The sequence below is a fragment of the Allobosea sp. BK604 genome (assembly GCF_004341515.1).
GTDB lineage: Bacteria > Pseudomonadota > Alphaproteobacteria > Rhizobiales > Beijerinckiaceae > Allobosea.
Genome location: NZ_SLZF01000013.1, coordinates 131263 through 146787 on the forward strand (window position 1 = coordinate 131263; position 15525 = coordinate 146787).

Annotated in this window: 12 protein-coding genes; 11 read left to right on the forward strand and 1 reads right to left on the reverse strand. The window is 68.0% G+C overall.

Features of this window, described 5'->3' with window-relative positions:
• The first annotated feature begins 75 nt into the window (after nt 1–75).
• Nucleotides 76–1575, forward strand: coding sequence for an EAL domain-containing protein (locus tag EV560_RS31565; protein ID WP_131859820.1), 1500 nt, complete (start codon nt 76–78; stop codon nt 1573–1575).
• Nucleotides 1576–1691: 116 nt separating this feature from the next.
• Nucleotides 1692–2567, forward strand: a complete 876-nt coding sequence (locus EV560_RS31570) for a TIGR01459 family HAD-type hydrolase (protein ID WP_465247059.1) — start codon at nt 1692–1694, stop codon at nt 2565–2567.
• Between the two features lie 154 nt (nt 2568–2721).
• Here EV560_RS31570 and EV560_RS31575 read toward each other — a convergent pair whose 3' ends face one another.
• Nucleotides 2722–3105, reverse strand: a complete 384-nt coding sequence (locus EV560_RS31575) for a response regulator (RefSeq protein WP_131859821.1) — start codon at nt 3103–3105, stop codon at nt 2722–2724.
• Nucleotides 3106–3349: 244 nt separating this feature from the next.
• Here EV560_RS31575 and EV560_RS31580 point away from each other — a divergent pair, with 244 nt between their 5' ends.
• From EV560_RS31580 to mutL, 9 genes are all read left to right on the forward strand, one after another.
• Nucleotides 3350–3799: a MaoC family dehydratase gene (locus EV560_RS31580; RefSeq protein ID WP_248312302.1), complete on the forward strand. Its 450-nt coding sequence runs from the start codon at nt 3350–3352 to the stop codon at nt 3797–3799.
• 87 nt (nt 3800–3886) lie between these two features.
• Nucleotides 3887–4870 (forward strand): bifunctional riboflavin kinase/FAD synthetase, encoded by a 984-nt coding sequence (locus tag EV560_RS31585; protein ID WP_131859822.1) that lies wholly within the window; start codon nt 3887–3889, stop codon nt 4868–4870.
• Between the two features lie 310 nt (nt 4871–5180).
• The gene (ileS, locus tag EV560_RS31590) at nt 5181–8132 is read left to right on the forward strand and encodes an isoleucine--tRNA ligase (RefSeq protein WP_131859823.1); all 2952 of its coding nucleotides are present in this window, start codon (nt 5181–5183) and stop codon (nt 8130–8132) included.
• The gene (lspA, locus tag EV560_RS31595; protein WP_131859824.1) at nt 8132–8614 is read left to right on the forward strand and encodes a signal peptidase II; all 483 of its coding nucleotides are present in this window, start codon (nt 8132–8134) and stop codon (nt 8612–8614) included. The genes ileS and lspA overlap by 1 nt, the downstream gene beginning before the upstream one ends.
• A gap of 73 nt (nt 8615–8687) precedes the next feature.
• Nucleotides 8688–9332, forward strand: a complete 645-nt coding sequence (locus EV560_RS31600) for a hypothetical protein (protein WP_131859825.1) — start codon at nt 8688–8690, stop codon at nt 9330–9332.
• Between the two features lie 201 nt (nt 9333–9533).
• Nucleotides 9534–10829 carry a M16 family metallopeptidase gene (locus tag EV560_RS31605; protein WP_248312303.1) on the forward strand — a complete coding sequence of 432 codons (1296 nt, stop codon included), beginning with the start codon at nt 9534–9536 and terminating at the stop codon, nt 10827–10829.
• A gap of 57 nt (nt 10830–10886) precedes the next feature.
• Entirely contained in the window at nt 10887–12182 is a 1296-nt protein-coding gene (locus EV560_RS31610) for a M16 family metallopeptidase (RefSeq protein WP_131859826.1), read from the forward strand.
• Between the two features lie 42 nt (nt 12183–12224).
• Complete coding sequence (locus EV560_RS31615) at nt 12225–13547, forward strand: glucose-6-phosphate isomerase (protein ID WP_131859827.1); 1323 nt, start codon at nt 12225–12227, stop codon at nt 13545–13547.
• Between the two features lie 40 nt (nt 13548–13587).
• A complete protein-coding gene (gene mutL / locus EV560_RS31620) occupies nt 13588–15396 on the forward strand; it encodes a DNA mismatch repair endonuclease MutL (RefSeq protein ID WP_131859828.1) in 1809 nt (602 codons plus the stop codon).
• Nucleotides 15397–15525: the final 129 nt, after the last annotated feature.

Consider the following 15525-nt stretch of genomic DNA (forward strand, 5'->3'; position numbering starts at 1 on the left):
GAATCGCAGGATATCTTGGCCTGACGTAGTGATTCGCCGCGTTCGCCTCCCGATCAACCTCTAGCGGTCGTCGCCTTGGCCCCTGTCCGCCTTGCCGCCTTGCATCCGCTCGCCAGCGCCGTCACCGGCCTTTCGGCCGGCGCGGTGACGATCCTGCTCCTGCCCGGCGCGCTCGCCGATGCCGTCGGGCTCCTCATGGCCGGGGCCGGCTTTGCCGGGACGGCGCTGCTCTCCGAGCGGCGGCACCAAGCCCAGCGCGAGCAGATCCTCGCGGCGATCGGCGAGGTCAAGGTCAGGATGGCGACCAATGCCATCAAGGTCGACAATCTGGCCCAGCGCGTCGAGCAGATGCCGATGCGCGATGTCGATGCCGCTCCCGCCCGCGCCGCGATCAACGAGCTCACCGCGGAGGTCGGCTTGCTCAGCGATCTGCTGGAGCAGGTGGCGACGACGCTCGCCGATCATGACGAGCAGATCGCGGCTGCCGCACAGATGCGCCGCGCGCCAGTGCCGGCTCCCGCGCCCGTCGTCGCGGTCGTCGCTGCGCCCGATCCCGAGGCGGCCCGGCTGGCGCGGCTCGATGCGCTCGCCGCCGAGCGGGCCGAGGCCGTCCAGGCGGCCCAACTGCGCCAGGCCGAGGAACGCGCCGCCGTCATCAGCGCGGCGCTGGCCGAGGGCAAGGTCGAGGTCCATCTCCAGCCGGTCGTGCAATTGCCGCAGCGCAGGACGCGCGGCTACGAGGCGCTGGTCCGGCTCCGGCTCGACGAGAACACCTTGCTGCTGCCGGCCGAGTTCCTCGCCATCGTCGAGGAGCGTGGCTTCGGCCCGACGCTCGACGCGCTCGTGCTGACCCGCGCGCTGGCGATCGCGCGCCATCTCGGCAGCAAGGATGGCGGCGTCTTCGTCTCCTGCAATTTCAGCGGCGCGACCTGGGGCTCGCCACAGGCGCTCGCGGCCTTGTCGCGCATCCTCGAGAAATATCGCGAGCATGCCGGCCATCTTGTCATCGAGATGCCGCAGCGCATCTTCCGCGCGCTCGAGCCCTCGAGTCTTGGCCTGCTCGGCGCGATGTCGGCCAATGGCGTGCGCTTCGCGCTCGATCAGGTCGGCGATCTCAGGCTTGATCCGGCGGCGCTGCATGATCGCGGCATCCGCTTCGTCAAGGTGCCGGCGGCGCTGCTGCAGGCGGAGGCGAGCGGCCGCGCCTCGACCGATATCGCCCCGGCGGACCTTTCCGCGCTGTTGGCGCGCGCCTCGGTGACGCTGGTCGCCGAGAAGATCGAGGACAACCCGACGGTCGCCGATATGATCGAGCTTGGCGTCACCCATGCCCAGGGCCTGGTCTTCTCGCCGCCGCGGCCGGTGAAGCCGGATGTCTTCGCTGATCCCGAGCCCGCCAGGCTGCCCGAGCCGGCCCCGCTCGAGATGTCGGCAAAGCCCGGCCCGCGCGTCGCCGCCGAGATCCTCGGCTATCCCGGCTCGGCGCTTCCGGCTCCCGCCAATGCTCCGGCTGCCGAGGACAAGCCGCCGGAACGCGTCTCCTTCCGCTCGGTCCTGCGGCGCGCCAGCGCCTGAAGGCGCTATCCAGAGCCGCCGCCTCGCCTTACAGCAGGGAGAGCCGCGCCGCGCGACATCAAGCTCCCATGATTTGATGGAAGATCGGCGGCGTCCTGTTGGTCGATCAGCCCGGAGTGAGACAATTGCAGCCTGCGCAGACCCTTACCCAGGCCCTGACGGGATTTTCCGAGATCGCCGGCCGCTTTGATCTCTGCCTCTGCGACATCTGGGGCGTGGTCCATAACGGCGTCGCCGCCCATCGCGAGGCCTGCGAGGCGCTGGTGGCGATGCGGCAGCAGGGCATGGCGGTCGTGCTGGTGACGAACGCGCCGCGCCCGCGCGATGCGATCGAGCGCCAGCTTGCCCAGCTCCAGGTGCCGCGCGAGGCTTGGGATGCGATCGTGACCTCCGGCGATGTCTGCCGGTCGCTGATCGAGCAGCGCGGCAGCGAGCCGATGTATATGCTCGGGCCCGATCGCGACCTGCCGCTGATCGCCGGGCTCGACGCCCCGCGAGTCGCGCCGGCCGAGGCGCATTACGTGCTCTGCACCGGCTTGTTCGACGACGAGCGCGAGACGGTCGAGACCTATGCCGGGCAGCTCGACGATTTCGCCAGGCGCGGCCTGATCCTGATCTGTGCCAATCCCGACCTGGTCGTCGATCGCGGCGGCAAGATCGTGCCCTGCGCCGGTTCGCTTGCCTTGGCCTATGAGCAGCTCGGCGGTCAGGCGATCTATGCCGGCAAGCCCCACCGTCCGATCTACGAGATGGCCCTGGAACTGGTCGAGACGAAGCGTGGCGGCCCGATCGAGCGCGAGCGCATTTGCGCCATCGGCGATGCGATCCGCACCGACATTGCCGGCGCCAACGGGTTTGGCGCGACCAGCGTCATGGTGCTCGCCGGCATCCACGCGCAGGACCTCGTCGCGCAATCCTGGGCCGAGCGCCATGACTGGTTCTCGCGCCAGAGCCACCGGCCCGACTACGCCATGCCGCACCTGGTGTGGTGAAGCTGGATGATCGGGACGAAGTCGAAGATTTCTAGAGGAATTTGCTGAGGTCAGCGGGCTGGCGCGGCTGTCGGGAGCCGGAGCGGAGCGTCGATCGCTTCGTGGGCGCCGGAAGCGCAGGCGGCCGCCTCACCAGTGGAGTGATCACAGGCTCTCAAGCCTGGCAGACGGACTCGATCTTGGTCTTCAGCGTCTGCGCGTTGAACGGCTTGACGATATAGTTGTTCACGCCGGCCTTCTTGGCAGCGATGACGTTCTCGGTCTTCGACTCGGCGGTGACGATGATGAACGGTGTCTGCGCCAGCGCGTCCTCCTCGCGCACGCGCTGCAGCAATTCGAAACCCGTCATCGGCTCCATGTTCCAGTCGGAGATCACCAGCCCGTATTTCTTGTCGCGCATCTTGGCGATGGCGGCGGAACCGTCGGAGGCGTCGTCGACATTCTCGAAGCCGAGCTGCTTGAGCAGGTTCCGGATGATCCGCACCATCGTCTGGTAGTCGTCGACTACGAGGATAGGCATGGACGGGTCGAGAGCCATTGCGGTGCTCCAAGCAAACAGGCATGGCGCGGGACGATACCCACGCCGAGGTCGCCATCTCAGGGAGGCGACCTATGGTCAATCTTGATAGAGCAGCGGCGTTTCAAAGCCGTTAACCCGATGCCGGAGTGAGGCCTGGGTCGGTCAAGGTCTAAGCACCAAAGTCGCATGGCCGAGCCGGCGCGATCGTGTCACTTTATGCTGCATCGCAGCATGGGCGCTGCAGCATCCGGGATATTTCGACTTGGCTACCAATGACAGCTCCTATCAGGTCCACGCCTTCGAGGATCTCGCCGTCGGCCAGAGCGAAAGCCTGATGCGCACGGTCATGGAGCGCGATGTCTCGCTCTTCGCCGATCTCTCCGGCGACGCCAACCCGATCCATCTCTGCGACCGCTATGCCGCCAGCACGAAATTCGGCCAGCGCATCGCCCATGGCATGCTCACCGCGAGCCTGGTCTCGGCCCTGCTCGGCACCAGGCTGCCAGGCCCTGGCGCAGTCTATCTCTCGCAGACCCTCACCTTCCTGGCGCCGGTGAAGATCGGCGATGTCGTCACCGCCCGTGTCGAGATCGCCGAACTGGTCGTCGAGCGCCGGCGCGCGCGGCTGTTCTGCGAATGCGTCGTCGACGGCAAGGCGGTGCTGGAGGGCGAGGCCTGGGTCGCCTTGCCGCCGGCCCAGCCGAAGGCCTGATCCGGTCCCTGTTCTTGACGCTGCCCGCCTCAGCCGCCATTGACGCGCTTGTGCGGGATGCCCCGCCGAGGCGGAATCCTTCGAACCATGACCCGTCCTGACGCTGCGCCGCCATCCGGCCAGCCTGACAGTTTCGTTCTTGATCGCGACGCAGCCGTGCCGGAGGCTCTGCGCGGCGCCGTGCTGGCGCTCGGCAATTTCGACGGCGTTCATCGCGGCCATGCCGAGCTGGCCCGGGTCGCGACCCTGATGGCGGCCGAGCGCGGCTGCGCCGCCGCAGCCTTCACCTTCGAGCCGCATCCGCGCAGCGTGTTCAGGCCGGACCAGCCGGTCTTCCGCCTGACCTCGCCCGAGGTGAAGCTCGAATTGCTGGCGCAGGCCGGTCTTGCCCGCAGTTTCGTGCTCCATTTCGATCGTGAGATCGCGGCGATCGGCGCCGAGAGCTTCGTCGACGATCTCCTGCTCGGCCGGCTCGGCGCGGCCGGGCTGGTCTGCGGCTATGATTTCCATTTCGGCAAGGGCCGCACCGGTTCGCCCGAGATGCTCCAGGCCAGGGCGGGAACCCGCGGCGTGCCGGTCGCAGTCGTGCCGTCCTATTCCTGGGCGGGCGAGCCGGTCTCCTCGACCCTGGTCCGCACTGCACTCGAAATGGGCGATGTCGCGCACGCCGCCGAGCTGCTCGGCCGGCCCTGGTTCGTGCGCGGTGAGATCGCCCATGGCGACAAGCGTGGGCGCGATCTCGGCTATCCCACCGCCAACATGCATCTCGCCCGCGATTGCCGCCTGCGCTACGGCATCTACGCCGTCAGGATGAAGGTCGACGGCATCTGGCGCGACGGCGTCGCGAGCTTCGGCAGCCGCCCGACCTTCGATGACGGCGCCCCCCGGCTGGAGAGCTTCCTGTTCGATTTCTCCGGCGATCTCTATGGCAAGACCGTCGATGTCGCGCTCGTCGCCTGGCTGCGTGGCGAGGCGAAGTTCGACTCGCTCGACGCCTTGATCGCGCAGATGGACAAGGACAGCCTCCAGGCCCGCGCCATCCTGGCGCAGACGCCACCCTTCCTTTGTTGACTTTGCCCTGTCGCGCGCTTTCCGTTCGGCCCTTCCGGCCGAACGACAAGAATTCGCGCCAGATCAATCTCTTGAGCAGGTTCTCACCGCAAAAGTGCATTCCACTTTTGCGGAACATGCTCTAGAAGCCGCTCATGCTCGCTCATCGCGCCATGATCATCGACCGGCGAATTACGGGCCCGGCTGCCGCCGCCTCGCGCTGAACCTGCGCGGGCCAGCGTGAAGCCGGGATGAGTTTCGCTTTCCTGAAATCCTTGCGGACCGGCGCTGAGCACGAGAAGCAGCCCGTCCGAGACGCCCGAGCCGGATCATGACCGACAAGACCGACCTTCAAGAGAAGACGAGGGATTATTCGCAGACCCTCTTCCTGCCGCAGACCGAGTTCCCGATGCGCGCCGGCCTGCCGCAGCGCGAGCCGGAGCTCCTCGCCCGCTGGGAGAAGATGGACCTCTACCGCAAGCTGCGCGAGACCGCGAAGGGCCGCGACCGCTTCGTGCTGCATGACGGCCCGCCCTATGCCAACGGCAACATCCATATCGGCCACGCGCTCAACAAGATCCTGAAGGACCTCGTCGTGCGCTCGCAGCAGATGCTCGGCCAGGACTCGAACTACGTGCCGGGCTGGGACTGCCACGGCCTGCCGATCGAGTGGAAGATCGAGGAACAGTACCGTGCCAAGGGTCTGAACAAGGACGACGTCCCGGTCGTCGAATTCCGCAAGGAATGCCGCAGCTTCGCCGAGCATTGGGTCGATGTGCAGCGCAAGGAGTTCAAGCGCCTCGGCGTCGAGGGCGACTGGGCCGATCCCTACCTGACTATGGCCTATCCGGCCGAGGCGCAGATCGCCCGCGAGATCATGAAATTCGCCGAGACCGGCCAACTCTATCGCGGCTCCAAGCCGGTGATGTGGTCGGTGGTCGAGAAGACCGCCCTGGCCGAGGCCGAGGTCGAGTACGAGGAGCACACCAGCGACACGGTGTTCGTGGCGTTCCCGATCGTATCGGGCGGCGATCTCTCCGGCGCCTCCGTCGTGATCTGGACGACGACGCCCTGGACGATCCCGGGCAACCGAGCGATCTCCTTCCACAACAAGATCGCCTACGGCCTCTACCGCGTCACCGCCGCACCCGAGGGCAATTGGGCCAAGACCGGCGCGACCTATGTGCTGGCCAAGAATCTCGCCGAAGCCGTGTTCAAATCCGCCAAGGTCGACGCTTTCGAGCTGGTGCGCGACGTTCCTGCGTCCGAACTGGCAGCGGCCACCGCAGCCCATCCGCTCCGCGGCCAGGGCTACGATTTCGACGTCGCGCTGCTCGACGGCGACCATGTCACCGACGATGCCGGCACCGGCTTCGTCCACACCGCGCCGGGCCATGGCCGCGAGGACTTCGACATCTGGATGGCGAATGGCCGCAGGCTGGCCGAGCGCGGCATCGAGACCCGCATCCCCTATACCGTCGACGCCGATGGCCGATTCACCAAGGAGGCGCCTGGCTTCGAGGGCAGGCAGGTCATCACCGACAAGGGCGAGAAGGGCGATGCCAACGACGCCGTCATCAAGGCGCTCGCGGCGTCCGGCCATCTCGTCGCCCGTGGCCGCCTGAAGCACCAGTACCCGCATAGCTGGCGCTCGAAGAAGCCGGTCATCTTCCGCAACACGCCGCAATGGTTCATCGCCATGGACAAGACGGTGGCCTCGCTCGGCAACCGCACCCTGCGCGAGGTCGCGCTCGGCGCGATCAAGGACACCGAATGGGTGCCGGCCGCCGGCGAGAACCGCATCAACGGCATGATCGCCAACCGCCCCGACTGGGTGGTCTCGCGCCAGCGCAGCTGGGGCGTGCCGATCACGGTCTTCGTCGAGAAGGAGACGGGCGAGATCCTGGTCGACGCCAAGGTCAACGCCGCCATCGCCGAAGCCTTCGAGGCCGAAGGCGCGGACGCCTGGTTCACCGATCTCGATGGCGCCCGCTTCCTCACGCCCTTCGGCTACGACCCGGCCAAATACGAGCGCGTCACCGACGTGCTCGACGTCTGGTTCGATTCGGGCTCGACCCACGCCTTCACGCTCGAGAAGCGGCCGGACCTGCGCGCCCGCCGCCGCGGCGAGGGCGGCAATGATCGCGTCATGTATCTCGAAGGCTCGGATCAGCATCGCGGCTGGTTCCATTCCAGCCTGCTCGAAAGCTGCGGCACGCGCGGCCGCGCGCCCTATGACGTCGTCCTGACCCACGGCTTCTGTCTCGACGAGAAGGGCGAGAAGATGTCGAAGTCGAAGGGCAACGTCACCGCGCCGCAGGACGTCATCAAGGAATCCGGCGCCGACATCCTGCGCCTCTGGGTCGCGGCGGCCGATTATTCCGACGACCTGCGCATCGGCAAGGAGATCCTCAAGACCTTCGTCGAGACCTATCGCAAGCTGCGCAACACGATGCGCTGGATGCTCGGCACGCTCGCGCATTTCAGCGAGGATATCCGCGTCGCCGGGCCGGCCTCGATGCCGGAGCTGGAGCGGCTGATGCTGCACCGGCTGGCGGAGCTCGGCCCGCAGGTCGAGGAGGCCTATCGCACCTACGACTACAAGCGCGTCGTGAACCTGCTCTCGCAGTTCATGAACACCGAGCTGTCGGCCTTCTATTTCGATGTCCGCAAGGACACGCTCTATTGCGATCCGCTGTCCAGCCATGCCCGCAAGAGCGCGCTGACCGTGGTCGACCATCTCTTCCGCTGCCTGACGACTTGGCTCGCGCCGATCCTGGTCTTCACCAGCGAGGAAGCCTGGCTTGAGCGCTATCCGCAGAAGAAGGCCGAGGGCTCCGTCCATCTCGAGCTCTTCGCCGAGGCGCCCGAGAGCTGGCTCGATCCGGAGCTCGCCGAGCGCTGGAGCAAGGTTCGCCGCGTCCGCCGCGTCGTCACGGGCGCGCTGGAACTGGAGCGTGCCGCCAAGCGCATCGGCTCCTCGCTGGAGGCCGCTCCCGAGGTCCATATCGCCGATCCCGACCTGCGTGCGGCGCTCTCGGGCCTCGACTTCGCCGAGATCTGCATCACCTCAGGCGTCAGGATCGTCGCCGGGGAGGGGCCGGCTGACGCCTTCCGCCTTGCCGACGTGCCCGGCGTCGCCGTCGTCCCGGTTCGGGCTGCCGGCATCAAATGCGCCCGCTCGTGGAAATATTTCGACCCGGCGAGCGCCGAGCCCGGCTATTCCGACGTGACCCCGCGCGACGCCAAGGCCCTGCGCGAGCTCGGCGAGGTCGCCGCCTGATGCCGTCGCTGCGCCGCCTCGGCCTCTGGATCGTCGCCCTGGTCTTCATTCTCGACCAGGCGAGCAAGCTCTGGCTGCTCTTCGGCATCCGCCTCGCCGAGAACGGCCCCTTCGCGGTCACGCCTTTCATGGACATCGTGCTCGCCTGGAACCGCGGCATTTCCTACGGGCTCTTCCAGCAATACAGCGATCTCGGTCGCTGGCTGCTGGTGGTGATTTCCTTTGCCGCGGTGATCTGGCTCGGGCGCTGGCTGTGGAAGGCGACGGGCCGGTTGACTGTGGTCAGCCTCGCCCTGATCATTGGTGGAGCGCTCGGCAACGGCGTCGACCGGGCGGTCTATGGCGCGGTCGTCGACTTCGTCCATCTGTATTATCGCAGCTTTAGCTGGTATATCTTCAATATCGCTGATGCCGCCATCGTTGTCGGTGTCGTCGGTCTGCTCTATGAGTCGTTGCGACCCGGTGCGGAAAAGGCAGCCTGATTTCGGCCTTCGCCATTGTTTCGCCGCTCGTCTGATGTTGAGACGGGAAGAGGAAGTCCTGAGGGAGTTTGACATGGCTTACCGCAACCGCATCCCGCAGCTCTTCGTGGCTGGTGGCTTGCTGCTGGCGGCCTCGCCGGCCTTCGCCCAGGAGGGCATGCTGTTCCAGCGCCTCATGCAGGGCGTGATGGGCAGCAGCGAAGACAATATCGATTATCGCGAGCGCCCGCCGCTGGTCGTGCCGCCCTCGTCCGCTTTGCCACGCCCGCAGGACCCGGCCTCCACGCGCAACGCCGCCTGGCCGAACGATCCTGATGTCGCGGCCCGCCGCGAGGCCGCGCGCAGCGCGCTCGTTCCCACCGAGAACGAGAAGTACCGCAACAACCCGCTCCTGAGCCAGCAGGAGCTGCGCCGCGGCCGCACCTTGCGGCAGCAATCGGCCGGGAACACCACCACCGAAGACCACAGCAACTACAACAACCAGATCGCACCGATCCGGGTCGGGCGCGAGCTCGCCTCGCAGCGCAACCAGGCTGCCGAGGCGACGCTCACCTACGGCTCCGAGCCGCAGCGCCGCCTGCTGTCCGAGCCGCCGACCGGCTATCGCCGTCCGGCCGGCAACGCTCCGCTCGGCCCGGGCCGCAGCGGGCCGGTGGAAGACCAGCAGGCCGTCGGCCAGCTCGAATTCGTCACCGGTCAGAAGCCGCCGACCCGCTGAGGCGCGAGCGGACAACGCTCGTCCTTGGCTTGAGGCTGTCTCACGCCTGAAACTGTGCCCCGCGCGTGGCTGATGCCGCGCCGGGCCCAAGCATCTACTGTCAGGCATCTGCTATTCGGTTCTGGCGGTCGCCACACCGCATGCCTATGTTCATCGAACGCTCGCTGCCCGGCGGGCGCTGTTCCACGGAGCTGACCCCAGGTGAACGTGCAAGTGCGCCAGAGCGAGACGGCCCAGCCGGTCGAATCCTTCCGCCTCGGCAACGGGCTTGATGTCGTGGTCGTGCCGGATACGCGGGCGCCGGTCGTGACCCATATGGTCTGGTACCGCAACGGCTCGGCCGATGATCCGGCGGGCAAATCCGGCATCGCGCATTTCCTCGAGCATCTGATGTTCAAGGGCACCGAGCGCTGGCCGGCCGGCGAGTTCTCCAAGATCGTCGCCGGCTATGGCGGCCAGGAGAACGCCTTCACCTCCTTCGATTACACCGCCTATTTCCAGCGCGTGCCGAAAGAGCATCTGCGCGCGATGATGGACTACGAGGCCGATCGCATGACCGGCCTCGCCTTCGACGAGAGCGTCGTCGGCCCCGAGCGCGACGTGGTGCTGGAGGAGCGGCGCATGCGCGTCGATGCCGATCCGGCGGCTCAGCTCGGCGAGGAATTCTCCTCGGCCCTGTTCGTCCATCACCCCTACGGCACGCCGATCATCGGCTGGGAGCACGAGATAGAGGGCCTCTCCCGCGACGACGCCTTCACCTATTACCAGCGCTTCTACACGCCGGAGAACGCGATCCTCGTCGTCGCCGGCGACACCGATTCCGCCGAGGTCCGCAGGCTCGCCGAGGAAACCTACGGAAAGATCGCCGCGCGCGGCGCCATGCCGGTGCGCAAGCGCCCGGCCGAGCCCGATCCGCGTGCCGCGCGCCGGGTCGCCCTCTCGGATCCGCGCGTGAAGCAGCCGTCCCTGCGCCGCGGCTGGCTGACGCCGACCTATCTCAGCGCCGGCGACCGCGACGAGGTCTTCGCGCTCGAGCTCGCGGCCGAGATCCTGGGCGGCGGCACCACCTCGCGGCTCTATCGCAAGCTCTGCGTCGAGCAGGAGATCGCTGCCGGCGCCAGTGCCTATTTCATGGGCTCGATGGTCGATCGCGCCGCCTTCCAGCTTTCGACCAGCCCGCGCCCCGGCACGGAGATGGACAAGCTCGAGGCCGGGCTCGACGCAACGCTCGCGGCCTTCCTCGCGGAAGGGCCGAGCGAGCTCGAACTCGCCCGGGCCCGGACCCGGCTCGTGGCCGAGACGATCTTCGCACGCGACAGCCAATCCTCGCTCGCCCGCATCTTCGGATCGGCGCTCGCCATCGGCGAGACGGTCGAGGATGTGCTGGTCTGGCCGCAGCGCATCGAGGCCATCAGCCGCGATGCCGTGATCGAGGCCGCTCGCCGCTATCTCAAGCCGGACCGTTCGGTCACTGGCCTGCTGCTACCGTCGGCCTGAGGCCGGCGCCCTTCTCCCATAAGGTGGGGCGAAGGCGTCCCGCCGTCAGGAAGCGACATGAACGCGCCCATTCCCGCTGCACCGCTCACCCTTTCCGGCCCTTCGATCACGGTGCAGAAGATCCGCTCGGCCGGCGGCATCGAGGCCTGGCTCGTCGAGGAGCATAGCCTGCCGCTGATCGCGGTGGATTTTGCCTTCGACGGTGGCGCGACCCGTGATCCCGACAATCAGGCCGGCAGCGCCTATCTCGTCTCCGGCCTGCTCGACGAGGGCGCCGGCGATCTCGACGCCGAGGCCTTCCAGGGCAAGCTCGCCGACCAGGCCATCAGCCTCGGCTTCGATGCGCGCCGCGATGATTTCCATGGCCAGCTCCAGACCCTCTCGCGCCATCGCGATTCCGCCTTCGACCTGCTGGCGCTGGCCCTGAACGCGCCGCGCTTCGACGCCGACGCCGTCGCGCGCGTGAAGGCGCAGGTCGTCGCCGGCCTGCAGCGCCAGGCCCAGAACCCCGAAACCCTTTGCCGCAACGCGCTCTACGCCGCGGCCTATCCCGGTCACCCCTATGGCCGACCCGAGCGCGGCGATGTCGACAGCGTCTCGCGGCTGGAATCCGCCGGGCTGAAGACGCTCTCGCGCGAGCTGCTCGCGCGCGCGGGCTTGAAGATCGTCGTGGTCGGCGACATCACGGCGAGCGAATTGTCCGAGCGGCTCGATCAGGTCTTCGGTGGCCTGCCGGCAGGCGAGACGCGGGCGCTTCCGACCGAACCGATCGCGGTCCAGGGCCTGGGCGAGACCCATGTCATCGATCTCGACGTGCCCCAGACCGTGCTGCGCTTCGTCGGCCCCGGTCCGATGCGGCGCGATCCCGACTTCATCATCGCGAGCGTGCTGAACCATATCCTCGGCGGCTCCGCCTTCACCTCGCGCCTGTTCATGGAGGTGCGCGAGAAGCGCGGCCTTGCCTATGGCGTCTCCTCCAGCCTGCTGCCGCTGCGCGAGAGCGCCATGCTGGTCGGCGGCACCGCCACCCGCAACGACCGCGCCGCCGAGTCGATGGCGGTCATCCGCGAGGAGATGCTGAAGCTCGCCAATGACGGGCCGAGCGAAAGCGAGGTCGAGGAGGCCAAGCGCTATATCATCGGCTCCTATCCGCTGCGCTTCGACACCTCGCCGAAGATCGCTGGCGAATTGCTCAGCCTCGCCATCAACGATTTCGATCCGGAATTCCTCTCCGAGCGCAACAAGCTCTTCGCGGATGTGACGCTCGACGACGTCAAGCGCGTCGCCAGGCGTTTCTTCGGCGATCCGCGCCTGCTCGTGCAGGCGGTCGGCCGCCCGGTCGGGCTCGCCTGACCAACGCATCGCATTTTCTTCCTCGACCACGGACCAACGGCCATGCTGCAGCAAAGCTTCGATCTCGCGCTTGAATCCGGCGTTGGCGCTGGTGGCATTCCCGACGCCGCCTTCGAGAAGGCGCTCGCCGATCTCGGCCCGGCGCTCGCCCGGCTTAAAGAACAGGCCGACACCAGGTCGCTGCCGCTGCTCGGCCTGCCCTCCGATACCGCCGACCTGCCGCCGGTCCATGCCGCGGCCAGGCGACTGCGCGAGGGCGCGACCGACATCCTCGTGCTCGGCGTCGGCGGCTCCAGCCTCGGCGGCCAGACGCTGGCGCAACTCACCGGCTATGGCACGGTCGGCCTCTCCAGCTTCCTGCCGGAGCCGCGCATCCATTTCCTCGATAATCTCGATCCGATCACTTACGAGGCGCTGCTCAAGAAGCTGCCGCTGAAGACGACGAAATTCATCTCGATCTCGAAATCGGGCGGCACCGGCGAGACCTTGCTGCAGACCATCGTGGCGATCACCGCGCTGCGCGGCGCCGGCATTGCCGAGGCTGATCTCGGCAAGCATTTCCAGGGTCTCTCCGAGCCGGCCAAGCCCGGCAAGTTCCATGCGCTGCGCGCGTTGCTGGAGCCGTTCGGCACGCCCTTCCTCGATCATCATACCGGTGTCGGCGGCCGCTACTCGGTCCTGACCAATTGCGGCCTGCTGCCGGCTTCGACGCTCGGCCTCGACATCGAGGCGTTGCGCGCGGGCGCCGCCAAGGCGCTGGCGCCGGTTCTCGCCGGCAAGGGCGTGCGCGAGGTCCCGGCGGCGGTCGGCGCGGCGCTCCATCTCGCCGCCATGCGCTCGGGCAAGGGCATCGCCGTGCTGATGCCCTATGCCGACAAGCTCGCGCTCTTCACCCGCTGGTGGGTCCAGCTCTGGGCCGAGAGCCTGGGCAAGGACGGCAAGGGCACGCAGCCCGTCGCTGCGCTCGGTCCGGTCGACCAGCATTCGCAGCAGCAGCTCTATCTCGCCGGGCCGAAGGACAAGTTCTTCACGGTGCTGACCGTGGGCGCCAAGGGCAAGGGCCCGAAGATCGACGCCGGCCTGGCCGGCGTGATCGCCGAGCCGGATTTCGCCAACAAGACCATTGGCGATCTCGTCGCGGCGCAGGGCCTTGCCATGGTCGACACCTTCGCCAAGAACGGCCGCTCGGTGCGCCGTCTCCATGTCGAGCATGTCGACGAGACCGTGCATGGCGAGTTGCTGATGCATTTCATGCTGGAGACGATCCTCACCGGCTACGGCATGGGCGTCGATCCCTTCGACCAAGAGGCGGTCGAGGAGGCGAAGATCCTCGCCAAGCGCTATCTTGCCGAGGGGCGCGGCTGACGATTCGGCTGACCGCGTCCAGAGTTCCACTGGACAAGACATGACCGTTCGCCGCCTCGACCCGATCCTCGTCGACCGCATCGCCGCTGGCGAGGTCATCGAGCGGCCGGCCGCGGCGGTGAAGGAACTGGTCGAGAACGCGATCGATGCCGGTGCGCGTGCCGTCGCGGTGACGATCGCGGCCGGCGGGCGCGAACTGATCCGGGTCGTCGATGACGGCATCGGCATGTCGCCGGAGGATCTCGCGCTCTGCGTCGAGCGCCACGCCACCTCGAAGCTGCCGGATGGCGATCTCTTCGCCATCGGCACGCTCGGCTTCCGCGGCGAGGCCTTGCCCTCGATCGGCTCGGTCGCCCGGCTCTCGATCACCACCCGCCGGCGCGAGGCGCAACAGGGCCATGCCCTGGTGGTCGAAGCCGGCGAGAAGGGCGTCGTCCGTCCCGCCGCTGCCGCGCCCGGCACCCGTATCGAGGTCAGCGACCTCTTCATCTTCACCCCGGCCCGGCTCAAATTCCTCAAAAGCGGTCGCGCCGAGGCGCAGGCCGTCTCGGATATGCTTCGCCGGCTCGCTATCGCGCATCCGGCGATCCGGTTCTCGCTCGATGGCGACCATGTCACCGGCTTCGACTGGCCAGCCGAGCCGATCGGCGAGGAAGGATTGCTGCGCCGGCTTTCTCGCGCGCTCGGCCGCGACTTTCCCGAGAATGCGCTGAGGTTGGAGGCCGCGCGCGAGGGGTTCGGCGTATCGGGCTTCGCCGGCCTGCCGACCTTCCATCGCGGCACCTCGGCCGGCGTCCATCTTGCCGTCAACGGCAGGCCGGTGCGCGACAAGCTGCTGCTCTCGGCGGTGCGCGGCGCCTATGCCGACGTCGTGCCCTCCGACCGCCACCCCGTGCTCTTCCTCGATATCGGCTGCGCGCCCAATCTCGTCGACGTCAACGTCCACCCCGCCAAGAGCGAAGTCCGCTTCCGCGATCCCGCCCTGGTGCGCGGCCTCGTCGTCTCCGGGCTGAAGGCCGCGCTCGCCGAGGCCGGCCACCGCGCGACCACGACCGGCGGCGCGCGCACGCTCGAAGCCTTCCGCTCGGTGCTGATGGGGCAGGGCGGTCCCGGCGCGATCCAGCGGCCCGGCCTGCCACCGGCCATGGACTGGTCGCGGCCCGCGGCGCCGATCCGGCCGGCCATGCCGCTGCAATCCGGCTTCGCCGAATTCGCCCCCTCGGCCGATGCCCGCGCCCATGTCGCCGAGCCGGCGCCGGACGCGCTCGACCGGCCGCTCGGCGCCGCCCGCGCCCAGGTGCACGAGACCTATATCCTTGCCCAGACCCGCGACGGCGTGGTCATCGTCGACCAGCACGCTGCCCATGAGCGGCTGGTCTATGAGCGGCTCAAGGCCGAGCGCGCGAAGGCCGGCATCGCCCGCCAGGCGTTGCTGCTGCCCGAGGTGGTCGAGCTCGATCCCGTCGATGCCGACCGGCTGAACGCTGCCTCGGACGATCTCGCCTCGCTCGGCCTCGTCATCGAATCCTTCGGCCCCGGCGCGGTGCTGGTGCGCGAGGCGCCGAACGCGCTTGCCGGCGGCAACCTGCAGAAGCTCGTCCGTGATGTCGCCGACACGCTCGCCGAGCACGGCGATTCCGGCTCGATCGAGCGGCGGCTCGACCATGTGCTCGCGACCATGGCCTGCCATAACTCGGTCCGCGCCGGCCGGCGCCTGCGGCCGGAGGAAATGGACGCGCTGCTGCGCGAGATGGAGGTCACGCCCAATTCCGGGCAGTGCAACCATGGCCGGCCGACCTATGTCGAGCTGAAGCTCAGCGACATCGAGAAGCTGTTCGGGCGCCGCTGACCGGCCCGGAATGCCCGCCGCTGCGGCAGGCCCAGCCCTGCGCAAGCGACTATACCATACGGTAAGTGGCCACAGCGCCGGTGACCTTGCGGTAGCTCCGGCCGGTCAATAACCTCACCGACCAGTGAA

Excerpts from the sequence above, each read along its gene's own strand:
- EV560_RS31575 (WP_131859821.1), bottom strand. The coding sequence starts at position 3,105 with ATGGCTCTCGACCCGTCCATGCCTATCCTCGTAGTCGACGACTACCAG.
- EV560_RS31585 (WP_131859822.1), top strand. The coding sequence starts at position 3,887 with ATGACCCGTCCTGACGCTGCGCCGCCATCCGGCCAGCCTGACAGTTTC.
- ileS (WP_131859823.1), top strand. The coding sequence starts at position 5,181 with ATGACCGACAAGACCGACCTTCAAGAGAAGACGAGGGATTATTCGCAG.
- lspA (WP_131859824.1), top strand. The coding sequence starts at position 8,132 with ATGCCGTCGCTGCGCCGCCTCGGCCTCTGGATCGTCGCCCTGGTCTTC.
- EV560_RS31600 (WP_131859825.1), top strand. The coding sequence starts at position 8,688 with ATGGCTTACCGCAACCGCATCCCGCAGCTCTTCGTGGCTGGTGGCTTG.
- EV560_RS31610 (WP_131859826.1), top strand. The coding sequence starts at position 10,887 with ATGAACGCGCCCATTCCCGCTGCACCGCTCACCCTTTCCGGCCCTTCG.
- EV560_RS31615 (WP_131859827.1), top strand. The coding sequence starts at position 12,225 with ATGCTGCAGCAAAGCTTCGATCTCGCGCTTGAATCCGGCGTTGGCGCT.
- mutL (WP_131859828.1), top strand. The coding sequence starts at position 13,588 with ATGACCGTTCGCCGCCTCGACCCGATCCTCGTCGACCGCATCGCCGCT.